Consider the following 16,321-nt stretch of genomic DNA (forward strand, 5'->3'; position numbering starts at 1 on the left):
CCTAAAATGAAAGAAACCAATGCGGTCTTGTTGATGGATAAATTTATCTACTACCTGAAGCAACACCGCTTATATACCCGCACACTTGGAATTATTTGAGTCTCTAAAAATGAGGGGATCTCTGAGGTTGATATGAGCAAGGCGCAGCTCCTCGGCGCCGAGCACGAACTCCGGGCTGTCGGTGAGACGCTCGACTGCCAGATCGATGAAGCGGCGTACCCGGGCGGGCTGGGCCGCGCGGCTGCCGTAGTAGAGAAACAGGCTGTACATGTCTGTCATGTGGTCGAGCAGCAGGGGAACCAGGCGACCAGCGCGAATGTGCGCCGCCGCCGTCGGTCCGGCGATTTGGCCTATCACTTCACCCGCCAGCACGGCGCCCAGCTCCACCGTCTCGTCATTGGTGGAGATCGCCGGGCGAACGAGATGATCCTGCACGCTCTCACCAAGCTTTACATGCCAGGGAATAAGGTGGCCGGTGCCGGCATGACGAAACACGCTGCAGCGGTGCACGCCCAGATCGTGCAGCGTTTGCGGCACCCCATGTTTGCGCAGATAGGTGGGAGAGGCGCAGATGATGAGCTGCAAGGGAAACAGGCGGCGTGCGATCAGCCCATCCTGTGGCGAGAGGCCGATCCGCAAACCCACATCGACGCGCTCCTCCACCCAGTTGCCGATACGGTCATCGAGCTGCACATCCGGCTGGACCTCGGGGTAGAGCCGGCAGTACTCGTCCAGCACTGGGCCGATGATCATCTGCGCGACCGAGCGTGGTCCCACGATCCGCAGTGGGCCGGCGAATGCTTCTCGGGTCTGCCTCGCGGCTGACAGCGCCTGTTGCAGGCCAAGCAGGGCGGGTTGGGCTGCCTCCAGAAAACGCTGGCCCTCTTCGGTCAACGACATGCTGCGGGTGGTGCGATGGAACAGCCTCACCCCGAGATAGGTCTCCAGTTGCCTCAGTGCCTTGCTGGCGGCTTGAGGGGAGATCTGCTGGGCCTCGGCTGCCTTGCTGAGGCTGCCCAGTTCCACCGTGCGCACGAAGGTGGTGATGGATCTCAATTCGCTGATCATGGTCTTTCTCGTCGATTTACATCATTTAGTTGTAACTGATTCATCCATTTGTCGTCTAGTTCGATGTTTGTTGCCCATTTATAGTTCAGCTCATCGACAAGCCTCCCGGCATGAACCCAGACAGAGAGACGAGCAAGATGGACAATTTCAGCTTTTACAACCCGACCCGGATCGAGTTCGGCACCGGCAAGGAGCGCCTCATCGGTGAGATCCTGGCCCAGCACGGCATCAAGAAGGTGCTGCTGGCCTATGGCAGCGAGCGGATCAAGGGTGATGGCCTCTTCGCCACCGTGAGCGCCAGTCTGAACGAGCAGGGGATCCCGTTCGTGGCGTGCGGCGGCATCGTCAGCAACCCGCTCATCTCCAAGGTATGTGATGCCATCGCAGTGGCGCGGGAGCAGGGGGTCGACGCCATCCTGAGCGTCGGCGGCGGCTCCGTGCTCGACAGCGCCAAGGCCATTGCCGCAGGGGCCTTATATCAAGGGGATGTCTGGGATCTGTTCGTCGGCAAGGGGCAGATCGAGGCAGCGCTGCCGGTGTTTGCCATCCTGACCCTGGCCGCCACCGGCAGCGAGATGAACAGCGGCGCCGTGGTGACCAACGATGACACCAAAGAGAAGTTCGCCATCAACTCGGTGCACACCTTCCCGAAAGTCTCCATTGTCAATCCGGCGCTGATGCAGACGGTCTCCCGCGACTATCTGGTCTACTCGGCGGCGGACATCATCGCCCATTCCATCGAGGGCTACTTCACCGCCAAGGTGCAGCCGAAAATTCAGTCCCGCCTGGTGGAGTCCGTCATCGCCACCGTGCTGGAGACCACTGAGCAGTTGCTGGCGGATCCCGCCGACTACAACGCCCGCGCCGAGTTCGCCTGGGCTGCGACCCTGGCATTGAACGGCTTGACCTATGCGGGGACTTCGGGTTTTGGCTACCCCAACCACATGATCGAACACGCGCTCTCCGCCCTGTTCAATGTGCCCCATGGCGCCGGCCTATCGGTGGTGATGCCCGCCTGGATGAGGTGGTTCCAGGGCCAGAATTCGGCTCAGTTCGAGCGCTTCGCCCAGCAGCTGTTTGGCTTGAACACTGCCGAAGAAGGCATTGCCGCCCTTGAAAAATGGTTCGACAAGATTGGCACGCCGACCCGCCTCTCCCAGCTCGGCATCACGGAGGCGGACCTGCCCGCCATCCTGGAGAACCTCAAGGGCAACGCCCGCTGGTTTGGCCTGGCCGAGACCTACACCCAGGACGTGCTGGCCACCATCCTTCGCAATGCCATGTGAGTGGCGGTGCCTCCCGGTCCTGTGTCAGGACTGAACCGCGCGTCGCCAGCCATCACACCATGGCGCTCTCCAAGGAGAGCGCCTTCCAGGAAAAAGGATCCATCATGCAAACACGTACTTTGGGTAACAGCGGGCTGGCAGTGTCGGCCATCGGTCTGGGCTGCATGGGGCTGAGCTTTGGCTATGGCCCGGCCACGGACAAGGGGCAGGCCATCACCCTGATCCGCCGCGCCCATGAACTGGGGGTGACCTTCTTCGATACCGCCGAGGCTTATGGCCCAGGCGATAACGAGCTGCTGCTGGGGGAGGCACTGGCCCCGTTCAGGGACAAGGTGGTGATCGCCACCAAGTTCGGTTTCAAGCACGGCAAGACATCGGAGGGGCTGGACAGCCGCCCGGCCACCATCCGCGCCGTGGCGGAGGCGTCGCTGCGCCGCCTCAACACCGATGTGATCGATCTCTTCTACCAGCACCGGGTCGATCCCGATGTCCCCATGGAAGAGGTGGCTGGCACAGTGCGAGACCTTATCCAGGAGGGCAAGGTGCGCCACTTCGGTCTGTCCGAGGCCGGTGTCGACTCCATTCGTCGCGCCCACGCCGTGCAGCCGGTGGCGGCGCTGCAGAGCGAATACTCCCTCTGGTGGCGCGAACCGGAGCAGGCCATCCTGCCGTTGCTGGAGGAGTTGGGTATCGGGTTCGTCCCTTTCAGCCCCCTCGGCAAGGGCTTCCTGACCGGGGCCATCAAGGCCGATACCCGTTTCGATGACGCGGATTTTCGCAACATAGTCCCACGTTTTACCGAGGCAGCGCGCCAGGCCAACCAACATCTGGTCGAGGTATTGAGCGACCTTGCGGCCAGCAAGGGGGTGACGTCTGCCCAGATTGCGATCGCCTGGCTACTGGCACAAAAGCCCTGGATTGCCCCCATTCCCGGCACCACCAAGCTGCATCGGCTCGAGGAGAACCTGGGCGCAGCTCGGGTGGCACTGAGCGCCACCGATCTGGGAGACATCCAGCGTGCCCTGGTCGGGATCAAGGTGGAGGGGGATCGCTATCCGTCACACCTGCAGCACAACGTGGGTCGCTAAGGCCGGATCGTCAACAGGAGTCTCATGAATGCAGAACCCCTCTGTACTCTCTCGCGCCGTCCCAAGGGGCCGGCGCTCTGTCTGGTTGCTAACAGGAGCCGTGATGGCAGGCATCTTTTCCTATGTATTGAAACCGGGCCTGCCCGCACACCCTGACTCTTCCCAGTATCAGGCGGGTCAATTCAGCAATGTCGTAGCATTGCCGCAGCGCAGCACCTGGGAAGGGGTACGGCTCTGGTGGGATTTTCTGTTCGCCAAGCCTGATGGCACTGTGCCGGATCGCGCTATCCCGGTGCAGGCCATGAGCCGTGAAGGGCTGATAGCCGCCCCGGACAACAGTGTGTGGCGCCTCGGCCACTCCAGTCTGCTGTTCAAGTTGCAGGGCAAGTTCTGGCTGACGGACCCCGTGTTCAGCGAGCGCGCCTCGCCGGTGCAATGGTTTGGCCCCAAGCGCTGGCACGCACCGCCTATCACCCTGGATGCGCTGCCCCCCATAGAGGCGGTGATCCTCTCCCATGATCACTACGACCACCTCGACCATGACGCCATCCTGGCGTTGGAAGAGAAGGTCAGCCACTTCATCACGCCGCTCGGCGTGGGGGCGCGCCTGGTTGCCTGGGGTGTCCCCCGGCACAAGGTCAGGGAGCTGGATTGGTGGCAGAAGGCCCGGGTCGGCGGCATTGAGCTGATCGCCACCCCGGCCCAGCACTTCTCCGGCCGTGGCCTTGGGGATGGCAATCAGACCCTGTGGGCCTCCTGGGTCATTCGCGGGGAGGGAGCCAATCTCTTCTTCAGCGGTGACAGCGGTTACTTCGATGGCTTCAAGGAGATCGGCAAGCGTTTCGGCCCGTTCGACGTGACCTTCCTCGAGACCGGGGCCTACGACAAGCGCTGGGAGTACGTGCACATGTTGCCGGCGCAGACGGCGCAGGCGTTTCACGATTTGCGCGGGCAGTGGCTCTATCCGATCCACAACGGCACCTTCGATCTGGCCATGCATGGGTGGGATGACCCGCTCGAGCAGATTGTCCGTCTGGCCGCCGAGCAGCAGATCCCATTGACCACCCCGGTGATGGGGGAGCCCCTGAACGTGCTGATCCCTCATGAGGGCAGCGCCTGGTGGCGCGATTGACACATTTTTAACGCACAGGAGTCGACAATGAACCCAATATCCGAAACCACGCTTGCCCAAGCTGAGGCAAAAGATCAGACGATACAGGTATTTTCCCCGGGGCTGGTGCCTGCAACCCAGGGTGCCAGCGAATTCTTCGTCGGGGATGTCTATGTGGATCAGCTGTATCAGGGCACGGCGCCTGCCGCCATCTCTGGCGGCCTGGTCAGCTTCACGCCGGGGGCGCGCACCGCCTGGCATACCCATCCTTTGGGCCAGACCCTCTACGTGGTCAGTGGGCTAGGGCGGGTGCAGATGGCAGAAGGCCCTGTCCAGGCGATCCGGCCAGGGGATCTGGTCTGGATCCCGGCTGGCGTGAAGCACTGGCATGGTGCGGCACCAGATACTCCCATGACCCACCTGGCGCTGGCTGAACGGCAGGATGGCCAGGTGGTGACCTGGCTTGCGCAGGTGAGCGAGCGTGATTATCGCACCTCCGTCGCCGGGGGCCGGAATTGAGCATGCGGGGGAATAACAGTCAGCCCGCAGCCGGAGCCGCACACCTTGGTAGCCAGCCCGAACGCGCTCATGCCCAGGAACTCAGGATCCTGATTATCCTGAGCGCCTTGATGTCGTTTGCCTCTATCTCCACCGACATGTACCTGCCGGCGTTGCCGCAGCTGGTCCATGACTTGAACACAGACATGACCCAGATCGAGCTGACCATCTCGACCTTTCTGATCGGTTTCAGCCTGGGCCAGCTGTTCTGGGGACCGGCGAGCGATCGCTATGGCCGGCGCTTGCCCATCATGCTCGGTATCGGACTCTTCATCCTGGGCTCGGTGGGTTGTGCTCTGGCCGAGACCGCCCCTCAGATGCTGGTGTGGCGCGTCATTCAGGCTCTTGGGGCTTGCGCCGGTCCCGTGCTGGCCAGGGCCATGGTCCGTGATCTCTATGCCAGGGAGCGGGCGGCCCAGATGCTGTCGACCCTGATCCTGATGATGGCGGTCGCGCCCCTGCTCGGGCCGTTGCTCGGGGGACAACAGCTGCTGTACTGGTCCTGGCGGGGGATCTTCTGGGTGCTGGCCATCATGGGCGTCGTGGCCCTGATCGCCATGCGCTACCTGCCCGAAACCCTGGCACCGGCGCGCCGAAGCCAGGCGTCTCTGGCCGTGACAATGAAAGATTATGCCGCCCTGGCGATGGACAGACGGTTGCTGCGCTTTGCCCTGGCCGGCGGCTTTTACTACGGCGGTTGCTATGCCTTTATCGCCGGGACGCCGTTTGCCTACGTCGATTACTACCAGGTGTCGGCGCAGGCCTATGGCTTGCTCTTTGGCGCCAATATCCTGGGGCTGATGGTGCTGAATTTCGTCAACACGCGCCTGGTGGCGAAGTGGGGGTCCGAGCGCCTGTTTCGTTATGGCGCCTGGGCTGCCGCCGCCTCCGCTCTCTGGCTGGCCCTCGATGCCTGGTGGGGACTGGGTGGGGTCGCCGGGTTAGCCGTGCCCATCTTCTGCTACATGTCGGTCAGTGGCTTCATCGTCGCCAACTCGGTGGCCAGCGCCCTGGCGCTCTTCCCGAAGCAGGCGGGCGCGGCCTCTTCCCTGGTCGGCGCCATGCACTACGGCAGCGGGGTGTTCAGCGCGGCCCTGCTCGGCTGGTGCACCGATGGCACCCCCTGGACCATGGGCTGGATAGTGGCTGTCGGGGGAGTGGGTTGCCTCGTCTTTGCACTGTGGCGACGAACCGAGCCCGAGGTGTCTTGCGAGCCGATGTCGCAACCCGAGCCGGTGCGATAAGGGCGCTTGGTGATGACGCCATGAGGAGCAACAGAGATGAAAAGCCCCGGTCAGTGCCGTGAAGGCACTGGCCGGGGCTATGGGGGGATCGTCAGATGTTCTTGTCGAAGAAGGCATCGATCCGGCTCATCGCCTGATCCACGTAGCGAGGCACCCAGTAGGTTTCAATGTGCGTCGCACCCTCGATGAGGAACAGCTCTTTATTGGCGGTGCCGGTGGCTTTCTTGAAGGCGCTTTCCGTCATGTAGCGTGAGTCCGCCTTGGTTCCCGCCATCATCAGCAGCGGTTGATTGATGAGCTCCATGTTGCTCTGGGCATCAAAGTTCATCAGGTCGAGCAGGCTACTGGTGGTGTAGCGGAACGTCGAATTGGGATGGGCATGGGTCTTCCAGTAGTACTCGTAGCCTTGGCGGTACAGCTCGAACGGCAGCTTGGCTATCTGTTCGTCGGTCAGGTTGGCATCGCCGGAGTAGCTCACCTCACCCGTGGTGACTTCTCTGGTGCGGGCATCGGTGGCCTGCTTCAGGCGCTCCTGCACGGTGGCGAGTTGAGAGTCCTGATATCCGTTGCGACGCACCAGCCCGGAGTCAAACATGCTGAGGGTCGCCAGGGCCTTGAAGCGCTTGTCGGTCTGGGCCGCTTTCAACGAATAACCGCCGCCACCGCAAATGCCAAGCAGGCCGATGCGTTCCTTGTCAACGCCGGGGTATTGGCCGAGGTAATCCGCCATGCCGTGAATGTCCTCGATGCGGTTTGCCGGTTTATCGACGCTGCGGGGCATGCCTCCGCTGGCCCCCTGGTAGGCGGCGTCCGCCGTGATGGCGATGTAGCCTTGCTCTGCCAGGCGCTGGGCATAGAGGCCCGCGACCTGCTCCTTGACCCCCCCGTTGGGGTGGGCAACGACCACGGCCGGGTAGGTTTTGGCGGGATCATAGTCGGCAGGGGTATAGACATTCGCGGCTATCTGGATGCCATGCAGGTCATATTTCACCGGGTGGAGGTTGACCCTGCCCTTGATGTTTTCGGTGATGGCCCCTTCATAGGCCAGGGTAAACGGATTTTGTCTGTGATCGGCGGCCTGGGCGGTGGCGGCAAAGCCTGCCAGCGCCGTCAGCACCATGGCATTGAGAAAGGTCTTTTTCATTTGGACTCCCGAGGGTAAGAGCGGCCTGGCTCCAGAGGCACGCGGTGGATATTGCCGGACAAGGGTAAGGGGAGGGGGCTGTCAGCCCCATGACGGGGAAATGACAATGCTGTCAGCCAGGTGGGTACTTGGCCTGGATTTCTGACACGGCTGTCAGCTTTCTGTCAGGGGAATGTTGGTAACGAATCAATAGGATGTGGCAATACGAAGTGGTATTCGTCACCCGTCTGGTCATAAAAGGAGTCTCTTATGGAGAGCAAACCAGCAGTGTTTACGCCCGATTCGCCCGCGATGCCGGCGCGACGCAAGTTGCTGATCGCGGGGGCCGGCATGGCCGCGGCCTCGCTGATCCCCCAAGTCAACGGGGCGCAGTCATCCCCACAGTCCCATGGAGGCATCGCAGGTCCGCAGGGCCAGCCCGTTGCCGGGCCAGGAAGGCGCAAGCTGGGCGGGCTTGACGTCTCGGCCATCGGGTTGGGGGTGCAGAACATGAGCCGCAAATATGACACCTCAGTTCCCTGGCGCCCCGAAATGGTCAACATAGTGCGCAGGGCCTTTGATCAGGGGGTGACGTTCTTTGATGCCGCCGAGGCCTATGGTCCCTTCGAGGTGGAACGGATCCTGGGTGAGGCCGTGGCGCCCTTCAGAGACAAGATCGTCATCGCCACCAAGTTTGGCTGGAACATCGATCAACAGACAGGTGAGCGGCGTCCTGGGCTCAACAGTCGGCCCGAGCACATCAAGCAAGTCGTCGAGGGAATGCTCAAGCGCCTGCGCACGGATCGTATCGATCTGCTCTATCAGCACAGGGTCGATCCCCTCGTGCCTATCGAGGATGTTGCCGGTGCGGTGAAAGATCTGATGGATCAAGGGAAGGTGTTGCACTGGGGCCTGTCTGAAATGGGGATCAACACCTTGAAACGCGCCCACGCAGCGCTCCCCGTCACGGCGGTTCAGAGTGAGTATTCGATGTTATGGCGGGGGCCGGAACAGTCTGTGCTGCCGACCTGCGAAGCGTTGGGGATAGGGTTTGTGCCGTGGAGCCCGTTGGGGGTGCAGTTCCTGACCGGCTGGATCGACAAGAATACCCGCTTTGCCCCCGGCGATTTCCGGGGGACGGAATCGCGCTTCGCGCCAGAAAATCTGGAGCATAACCTTGGGCTCGTGGCCGTACTGAAAACCTGGGCTGAACGCAAGAGTGCGACGCCCGGACAGATAGCGCTGGCCTGGTTGCTGGCCAGGAAACCTTGGATTGTGCCTATCCCGGGCACCACTAACATGGACCATATGCTGCAAAATACGTCGGCAGCGGCGATCCAGCTGAGCGCTGCCGAGATGACGGAGCTCACCCTATCCCTGGATGCCATGGTCATCAAGGGACAGCGTCTGCCGGACGCGGTGCAGGCCTATTCCGATGTGGAAGCCCCGCTGAAGCGCTGACTTGCTGGCCGATGGCGGGGATGAATGGAGGTAGTGCCCCGTCGGCACCCTGTTCATCCCTGCCATGAGCGCGAGCCCTGGATATAAGGAAGTGGATGCCATGCGTCTGTTGTTGGTAGAGGACGAAGAGAAGACCTCGTCATATCTTTGTCGCGCATTGGGAGAGTCGGGCTTCATGGTCGATGTCTCCGCTGAGGGGCCCGAAGGGCTCCATTTTGCGCTGGAGTACGAGTATGACGCCATTATTCTGGATGTGATGTTGCCTGGCATGGATGGCTATCGGGTGCTGGAGGGGCTTCGCGCGATCAAGCAGACACCGGTGCTGATGCTCTCAGCGCGCGGATCAGTGGACGAGCGGGTCAAGGGGCTGCGTCTGGGGGCCGATGACTATCTGCCCAAACCTTTCTCGCTCATTGAGCTGGTTGCCCGTATTCAGGCCCTGGTGCGCCGTCGCGGGGTCGATGGGGCAGACATCACCCAACTGCAGATCCACGATATGCACCTGGATCTGCTGGCGCGTCGGGTGTCGCGCGCCGGTAATCGGCTGGAACTCACCGCCAAGGAGTTTTCCCTGCTCAGTCTGCTGGCTCGCCATCAGGGGGAGATCCTATCGAAGATGATGATTGCTGAGCAGGTCTGGGATATGAATTTTGACAGTGATGCCAACGTCGTGGAAGTCGCGATAAAACGGCTGCGTGCCAAGATAGATGCGCCTTTCGAGGTCAAGCTGCTGCACACGGTGCGCGGCATGGGCTATGTGCTCGAAGTCAGGCCGGACCTGCACCCTTGAGGGGAGGAAACAAGATGTTCACACGCTCCATCTCCGGACACCTGGCGCTGATGTTTGCCCTGAGTGCCGTCCTGATCGTCTCGGTATCCGGTCTGCTGCTGAGGAGTTCGCTCCATGACTCCTTGCAAAAGCAGATGCACAACGAGCTGTCGTTTCGTGAATCCTTAATGAGCCCCTGGATCAGTGCCCGCACCTCCAGCGAAGGGTGGTCAGTGCTCGCCAGCAAGTTCACTAATCTAGCCAGCTCCGAGGGGAACCGTGTTCACTATTGGATTGTCAGCGACGATCCCCGCTTCAGTGTGGGAGGCATACCGCCATCAGGGGTAGCCTGGGACGCTCTCAAGGAAGGGTTCAACAAATTGCCCGGCGCCTCCGAGGAGGCCTGCTCGCTCTTCCTGTTGGTGAAGACCATTCCCGCCAATGGGGAAAGACCCGAGCTGCGTTATGTGGTGTCCATCGACTCGACTCCCTATATGAGCACACTGGACGCATTTACCCGCACGCTGCTGATCATCACTGTCCTTGGCGTGCTGATGGTTGCCTTGCTGGGGTATGTCGTTGCCCGGATTGGTCTGCGCCCTGTGGGGGCCTTGAGTCAGCAGGCCCATCGACTGGCGCCGGGAGACCATGGTCAGCGGCTGGACACAGACGCCTTGCCCGAGGAGCTGCAGCAGTTGGCCTCCTCGTTCAACGGGGTCTTGGCACGTCAGGAGGTGGCATGGCGGCAACTCGAGAGCTTCAATGCCGATGTGGCCCATGAGCTGCGGACCCCTCTCACTAATCTGATTGGCCAGACCCAGCTGGGGTTATCCCGCAGGCGTTCGCCGGAGGAGCTGGTCGACTTGCTCGGCTCCAATCTGGAGGAACTGGAGCGGATGGCTTCCATCGTCAATGACATGCTGTTTTTGTCCCATGCCCATGCGGGGGAGCATGCCTCCCAATTAGAGCGGGTTTCGCTGCGGGAAGAGACCCTCAAGACGGTGGAGTATGTCGAGCCCTCCCTCGCTGAAAAGCGGCTCTCATTGCAGTTGGAAGGGGATGTGATCGCTCATATCGACCGGCGTCTGTTCCATCGTTCACTCGCCAATTTACTGGAGAATGCGGCAAGGCACTCACCGCCCCAAGGAACCATCACAGTCAGACTGAGCCAGCGCGAGGAGCAGGCCTGTGTCGCTGTCTCAAACCCCGGTGATCCCATTGCGCCTGCCCATCTGTCTCGCCTGTTTGAACGTTTTTACCGGGTTGACTCAGCCAGGGCCCGCAGCGACACCCATCATGGCCTGGGGCTGTCTATTGTCCGGGCGGTGGCGATCATGCACCGGGGAGAGGTATTCGCCCAGAGCGAGGACGGGGTCAATACCTTTGGGCTCACTTTTGCACTGTCCGCACAGAGGGGGCGGACTCATGAATCAGATCCCGCGCTGGAGAAACGATTGGCACCCTCCATGCCCGGTCTATCCTGACAGGAACGTCAGCTTGAGGTCAGCCTGACGACATCTCGTGCTTGCTAGCATGGCAGTGGTTTAACCCCAAGCTCACTCACTAAAGGGACCTCGTTTCATGTCAGGAAAAATGCGTTATTTCGGTCTGCTGCTGCCTCTTATGAGTTGCGTCGCCATCGCGGCGGAGCAACAAGGTGCAGCCACCGGCATCGTCGTCGCGGGCAGCCAGGCGGCGGTGTACGGTTCGGCGGACAACTTTACCGGCCGGGTCCGGGTCGATCCGCTTTTCACGGCCGACCAGGCTATCCCGGTATCGGGTGCTTACGTCACCTTCGAGCCCGGGGCGCGCTCGGCCTGGCACAGGCACCCGGCAGGGCAGCGGCTCATTGTGACCTCGGGGGTCGGGTTGACCCAGCGGGAGGGTCAACCTGTGCAGATCATCCGTCCCGGAGACGTCGTCTCCTGCCCACCCGGGGTCAAGCATTGGCATGGTGCCACCCCCGGCAGTGCGATGACGCATCTGGCGGTGACCGGCAATGTGGACGGCAAGAGTGTTGAATGGATGGAGAAGGTGACAGATGAACAATACCAGGCACATTAAGGCCATCACGGCAGCGGCGCTGCTGCTCCTTGGCACTGGCCTGCCCTACGGGGTGGCCGCCAATGAGGGCGCCACCCAGGTGAGCCAGCAAGGGTCAGTGACCGATACCCTGACCACGCGCCAACAGGCCATTCCCTTGATCGCCTCGGCGATGGCGACCAGCAACATGGAGAAGCTACGAGATGCCCTCAATCGGGGTCTGGATGCGGGGTTGACGGTGAATGAAGCCAAGGAGGTGCTCGTTCAGCTCTATGCTTATGCCGGTTTTCCTCGCAGTCTGAATGCCTTGAATGAGTTGATGAAGGTTGTCGAGGCCCGCAAGGCTCGGGGCATCAGCGATCCTCTGGGGAAAGAGCCCGTCACCCCCATCCCGGTCGGTGATGAACTGCGCCGAGTGGGGACCGCCAACCAGACCAAGATCTCGGGGGCACCGGTACAGGGTCCGCTCTTTGAGTTTGCCCCAGTGATCAACCAGTACCTGCAGACGCACCTGTTTGGCGATATTTTCGCTCGCGACAACCTGGACTGGCAGAGCCGTGAACTGGCGACGGTGGGGGCATTGGCTTCCATGCCAGGGGTGGAGGCTCAGTTGCTGTCCCATATGCGTGCCAGCCAACGGGTCGGCCTGAGTGCAGATCAACTGCATCAGGTGGTGCAACTGCTGCGCGAACAAGGCGAGGTCGATGCCGCCACCCGGGCAGAGAAGGCACTGCAGCAGGCGCTGACCGCGACCAAATAGGGCAGTGGACGTCACCAAGGAGCAGGCAGCATGTCAGATCACCATGATCCCACTCGAAGGAAGCTGCTGGCGGCGCTGCCGGGCTTGACGCTGGTGAACCTTCCCCTGGGGCAGGCCATCGCCAGCGCGGAGGCGCGACAACCCAACGGCAGTATCCTGGTCGCCTATTTCTCCCGAAGCGGCAATACGCGCGTGATCGCGGGGGTGATCCAGCGCACGCTGCAAGCCGATCTGTTCGAGATAGCGCCAGCGAGCCCGTATCCGGCGGATTACTTCCAGACCGTCGCGCAGGCGCAGCGTGAGCGGGATCTTGGGCTGACTCCCGCGCTGAAACAGTCCGCCACCATGGCGGGCTATCACACCCTTTATGTCGGCTTTCCCGTCTGGGGGATGACGGTTCCCCCCGTGGTCAAGACCTTCCTGAGCGGCCATGATCTGGCGGGTAAGCGGCTGGTTCCTTTCATCACCCACGGTGGCTATGGCATTGGGGATAGCGAGGCGGTACTCGCCAGACTGGCGTCAGGTGCCCGGCGAGATGCACCACTGATCATGGAGTGCGATCAGGAGAGGCGAACGACCGAGACAGTAGCCCGGTGGCTGGAGGCCAGAGGGACCTGATCTCATCATTGGGCGAGGCAGACAGGTCATCGTCGTGATGGCGACAGGTGACGTTCATTAGATAAACAAGATTGAGGCTTGATGCCAAACAAGGGAATACAACCATGAAGAGACGCTGTAAATCGTTGCTGTTCTGTATGCTGGCGGGGGCGCTGGTAGCGTCCGCTCATGCCGAACACCTTGCTCTCCAGGAGCAAGGCAGTTTTGCTGCGGGCGGCTCCGTCGTCACCGCACCCGGCACCTTCGACCCCAAGAAACCACTGGAGCCTGCCGGTCAGACCTACCATGGGGATCACGCCAGCGTCTTCTATCAGATCCCGTCCAACCCGCACAAATATCCGATCGTCATGCTTCACGGCGCGGGTCAGTCTTCCCGTACCTGGCAGACCACGCCGGATGGCCGGGAAGGTTTCCAGACCCTGTTCCTGCGCCGGGGGTTTGCGACCTATCTGGTCGATCAACCCCGTAGAGGCAGCGCGGGTCGCAGCACGGTAGAGGGGACAGTGGCCCCCAAGCCGGATGAGCAGTTGTGGTTCAATCAGTTCCGTCTTGGCGTCTGGCCGGATTATTTCAAAGACGTCCAGTTTTCTCAGGATCAAGCGGTGCTGAACCAGTATTTCCGCCAGATGACACCCAACACAGGGCCCTTTGATGTCAATGTCATCGCCGATGCCATGGCGGCTGTGGTGGACAAGAGTGGTCCGGCCATCCTGTTCACCCACTCTCAGGGGGGCGGACCTGGCTGGCATACCGCCATAAAAAGCAACAAGGTGAAGGCCATAGTCGCGTTCGAACCAGGCAGTGGCTTTGTCTTCCCTGAGCAGGCGTTGCCAGCCCCTATGCCGAGTGCGTTCGATACCCTGAAGGGGGAGCCGGTGACAATGGCGCAGTTCATGAGCCTGACCAAGATCCCGGTGCTGATCCTGTATGGCGACAACATCCCAGACAAACCGACTGCCATGCCCGCCCAGGACAGCTGGCGAGTACGGCTGGCGATGGCCCGCCAATGGCGGGATCTGGTCAACCAGCAAGGAGGGGATGTCACTGTGGTTCATCTGCCCGAAATCGGCATCAAGGGCAACACCCACTTCCCCTTCTCCGATCTGAACAATGTGCAGATCGCCGATCTGGTGAGCCAGTTCCTGAAAGAGAAAGGTCTGCAATAACCACGGGAGATAGCAAGGGTGATGACGCGATTCATGAATATTGCTAATAAACCCTAGCAAGATCCCGGGTCTAATCTCGTCAATCCCCTTGCGTTATGCTGGGCACACATTGTTGGAAGGATATAGTCATGCACACAGTCAGACTCAATAACGGTATAGAGATGCCCCTGCTGGGCTTTGGTGTCTTTCAGATGACAGACGCGGCAGAGTGCGAGCGTGCCGTCATCGAGGCCATCGACACCGGCTATCGGCTGATCGATACCGCCGCCTCCTATCAGAATGAGACCCAGGTCGGGAACGGGATCAGGCAGAGCGGCATCGTGCGCAACGAACTCTTTGTCACCACCAAGCTCTGGTTGCAAGACGCCAGCTACGAGGGAGCCAAGGCGCAGTTCGAGCGCTCCTTGAATCGTCTGCAGCTTGATTATGTGGATCTCTATCTCATCCATCAGCCCTACGGGGATGTCCACGGCGCCTGGCGGGCGATGGAGGAGTTGCTGCAAGCCGGCAAGATCCGGGCAATCGGCGTCAGCAACTTCCAGCCGGATCGGCTGGCGGATCTCATGGCGTTCAACAAGGTGGTGCCTGCCGTCAACCAGATAGAGGTGAACCCCTTCAATCAGCAACTGCATGCCGCACCCTGGATGCAGAGTCGACAGATACAGCCACAGGCGTGGGCCCCCTTCGCAGAGGGCAGAAATGGTCTGTTCCAGCACCCGGTGCTGACCGCCATCGGCGCGAAACGGGGGAAGAGCGTGGGGCAAGTCGTGCTGCGCTGGATCTTCCAGCGTGGCATAGCGTCGCTGGCCAAGTCGGTGCACAAGGAGAGGATGAAGGAAAACCTCGACATCCTCGACTTCGAGCTCAGTCAGGATGAGATGGTGCAGATAGCCGCGCTGGATACGGCGACCAGCGCCTTCTTCTCTCACCGCGACCCCGCCATGGTGGAATGGTTGACTCAGCGCAAGCTCGACGTCTGACAATGGCAATCAGCAATGGCGTCGGGAGATGACAGACGCTTGGTGGCGCGGTTCGCCGCCAAGCGTTTTTCCTGCTGAGGGAACACAGTGCCCACGGTGGGAGAGGGGAGGCATCATGCCCGCAAGCGCACGGCGTCCAGGAACAGCCGAAAGGCGGGAGAGTTCTGGCGTCGGCTGGGGTAGTAGAGGTGATACCCGGGGAAACGTGGGCAATAGGGGGCCAGTACCGAGATCAGCGCCCCAGTGGCCAGATGGGGTTCAGCCATGTCTGAAGGCAGATAAGCCAGGCCGTGACCTGCCAGCGCGGCGCGCAGTATGGGCGTGCCTGTGTTGAAGATGCACTGACCCTGTACATGGGCCTTGATGGGTTGACCATCTTGCTCAAACTCCCACAGCATCAGGTTGTCATAGGTGGGCAGCCTCAGGCCGATGCATTGATGATCCGCCAAATCTTGAATGGTGTGCGGGGCCGGGTTGCGGGAGAGATAGTCGGGGGAGGCCACCACGACTATCTGCATATCCTGGCTGATACGCACCGCAATCATGTCTTTCTCCACCTGTTCCCCCAACCGGATCCCCGCAACAAATTTCTGCTCGACTATGTTGGTCAGTCCGTAGTTGATATCGATTTCTACCTGAATGTCCGGGTACTCCTTGAGCAGTGGCGATATGCGCGGCCACAGGAAGGTATCTGCCGCATGCTCGGCGGTAGTGATACGGATCAAGCCTGCGGGCTTGTCCTTGAGCTCATTGAGCGCCGAGAGCTCATCCTCGATCCCCTCAAAATGCGGCTGCAGGCGCTCGAGCAGCCGCTCGCCTGCCAGGGTGGGGGAGACGCTGCGCGTGGTCCGGGTCAACAGCCGAATGCCCAGTCGCTCCTCCAGCCCCCTCATGGCGTGGCTCAACGCGGACTGGGATACCCCTAGGGAAGGTGCGAACAAGTCCCTGATATGAGATCATGTTTGTCATCTGGAGCCATGGAACAGGGTTCATCATGAGTCATCAACTTACCTTCGCCGACAGTGAATTCAGCAGTAAGCGCCGTC

General features: G+C 61.1%; 16 protein-coding genes. 13 read left to right on the forward strand and 3 right to left on the reverse strand.

All coding sequences use genetic code 11. The features are described from left to right. Nucleotides 1–69 precede the first annotated feature (69 nt). Nucleotides 70–1,068, reverse strand: a complete 999-nt coding sequence (locus tag ACLHZ1_RS19510) for a LysR family transcriptional regulator (protein WP_427263404.1) — start codon at nucleotides 1,066–1,068, stop codon at nucleotides 70–72. A 137-nt stretch (nucleotides 1,069–1,205) separates the two neighbouring features. Here ACLHZ1_RS19510 and ACLHZ1_RS19515 point away from each other — a divergent pair, with 137 nt between their 5' ends. The 5 genes from ACLHZ1_RS19515 (at nucleotide 1,206) to ACLHZ1_RS19535 (ending at nucleotide 6,355) form a co-directional block, all read left to right on the forward strand. After that, on the forward strand, nucleotides 1,206–2,354 hold the full coding sequence (locus ACLHZ1_RS19515; protein ID WP_427263405.1) for an iron-containing alcohol dehydrogenase: 1,149 nt from the start codon (nucleotides 1,206–1,208) through the stop codon (nucleotides 2,352–2,354). A 104-nt stretch (nucleotides 2,355–2,458) separates the two neighbouring features. Then, a complete protein-coding gene (locus ACLHZ1_RS19520) occupies nucleotides 2,459–3,442 on the forward strand; it encodes an aldo/keto reductase (protein ID WP_049637352.1) in 984 nt (327 codons plus the stop codon). 103 nt (nucleotides 3,443–3,545) lie between these two features. Continuing rightward, nucleotides 3,546–4,574 carry an MBL fold metallo-hydrolase gene (locus tag ACLHZ1_RS19525; RefSeq protein ID WP_427263406.1) on the forward strand — a complete coding sequence of 343 codons (1,029 nt, stop codon included), beginning with the start codon at nucleotides 3,546–3,548 and terminating at the stop codon, nucleotides 4,572–4,574. A 27-nt stretch (nucleotides 4,575–4,601) separates the two neighbouring features. Continuing rightward, a complete protein-coding gene (locus ACLHZ1_RS19530; RefSeq protein ID WP_427263407.1) occupies nucleotides 4,602–5,072 on the forward strand; it encodes a (R)-mandelonitrile lyase in 471 nt (156 codons plus the stop codon). 2 nt (nucleotides 5,073–5,074) lie between these two features. Continuing rightward, nucleotides 5,075–6,355 (forward strand): Bcr/CflA family multidrug efflux MFS transporter, encoded by a 1,281-nt coding sequence (locus ACLHZ1_RS19535; RefSeq protein ID WP_427263408.1) that lies wholly within the window; start codon nucleotides 5,075–5,077, stop codon nucleotides 6,353–6,355. A gap of 91 nt (nucleotides 6,356–6,446) precedes the next feature. Here the strand turns inward: ACLHZ1_RS19535 and ACLHZ1_RS19540 are convergent, their stop codons facing one another. Continuing rightward, nucleotides 6,447–7,499, reverse strand: coding sequence for an alpha/beta hydrolase (locus tag ACLHZ1_RS19540; protein ID WP_427263409.1), 1,053 nt, complete (start codon nucleotides 7,497–7,499; stop codon nucleotides 6,447–6,449). 249 nt (nucleotides 7,500–7,748) lie between these two features. On the opposite strand from ACLHZ1_RS19540, the gene ACLHZ1_RS19545 reads away from it, so the two are divergent. The 8 genes from ACLHZ1_RS19545 to ACLHZ1_RS19580 all read left to right on the forward strand — a co-directional run bounded on the left by ACLHZ1_RS19545 (nucleotide 7,749) and on the right by ACLHZ1_RS19580 (nucleotide 15,275). After that, complete coding sequence (locus ACLHZ1_RS19545) at nucleotides 7,749–8,939, forward strand: aldo/keto reductase (protein WP_427263410.1); 1,191 nt, start codon at nucleotides 7,749–7,751, stop codon at nucleotides 8,937–8,939. Nucleotides 8,940–9,039: 100 nt separating this feature from the next. Beyond that, nucleotides 9,040–9,729, forward strand: a complete 690-nt coding sequence (locus ACLHZ1_RS19550) for a heavy metal response regulator transcription factor (RefSeq protein WP_427263411.1) — start codon at nucleotides 9,040–9,042, stop codon at nucleotides 9,727–9,729. Nucleotides 9,730–9,743: 14 nt separating this feature from the next. After that, entirely contained in the window at nucleotides 9,744–11,192 is a 1,449-nt protein-coding gene (locus ACLHZ1_RS19555; RefSeq protein WP_427263415.1) for a heavy metal sensor histidine kinase, read from the forward strand. A 97-nt stretch (nucleotides 11,193–11,289) separates the two neighbouring features. After that, nucleotides 11,290–11,772 carry a (R)-mandelonitrile lyase gene (locus tag ACLHZ1_RS19560; protein WP_098984178.1) on the forward strand — a complete coding sequence of 161 codons (483 nt, stop codon included), beginning with the start codon at nucleotides 11,290–11,292 and terminating at the stop codon, nucleotides 11,770–11,772. Further along, nucleotides 11,750–12,511 carry a carboxymuconolactone decarboxylase family protein gene (locus ACLHZ1_RS19565; protein WP_427263412.1) on the forward strand — a complete coding sequence of 254 codons (762 nt, stop codon included), beginning with the start codon at nucleotides 11,750–11,752 and terminating at the stop codon, nucleotides 12,509–12,511. The genes ACLHZ1_RS19560 and ACLHZ1_RS19565 overlap by 23 nt, the downstream gene beginning before the upstream one ends. Nucleotides 12,512–12,541: 30 nt before the next feature. Continuing rightward, complete coding sequence (locus tag ACLHZ1_RS19570) at nucleotides 12,542–13,129, forward strand: flavodoxin (RefSeq protein WP_427263413.1); 588 nt, start codon at nucleotides 12,542–12,544, stop codon at nucleotides 13,127–13,129. A 104-nt stretch (nucleotides 13,130–13,233) separates the two neighbouring features. Next, nucleotides 13,234–14,295 (forward strand): alpha/beta hydrolase, encoded by a 1,062-nt coding sequence (locus ACLHZ1_RS19575; protein WP_049637340.1) that lies wholly within the window; start codon nucleotides 13,234–13,236, stop codon nucleotides 14,293–14,295. Between the two features lie 128 nt (nucleotides 14,296–14,423). After that, nucleotides 14,424–15,275 carry an aldo/keto reductase gene (locus ACLHZ1_RS19580; RefSeq protein ID WP_427211200.1) on the forward strand — a complete coding sequence of 284 codons (852 nt, stop codon included), beginning with the start codon at nucleotides 14,424–14,426 and terminating at the stop codon, nucleotides 15,273–15,275. Nucleotides 15,276–15,388: 113 nt separating this feature from the next. Here ACLHZ1_RS19580 and ACLHZ1_RS19585 read toward each other — a convergent pair whose 3' ends face one another. Beyond that, nucleotides 15,389–16,168 carry a LysR substrate-binding domain-containing protein gene (locus ACLHZ1_RS19585; RefSeq protein WP_427263414.1) on the reverse strand — a complete coding sequence of 260 codons (780 nt, stop codon included), beginning with the start codon at nucleotides 16,166–16,168 and terminating at the stop codon, nucleotides 15,389–15,391. Nucleotides 16,169–16,321 lie beyond the last annotated feature (153 nt).

Origin of the sequence: Aeromonas sobria, from assembly GCF_050266975.1 — a bacterium.
Lineage (GTDB): Bacteria > Pseudomonadota > Gammaproteobacteria > Enterobacterales > Aeromonadaceae > Aeromonas > Aeromonas sobria_B.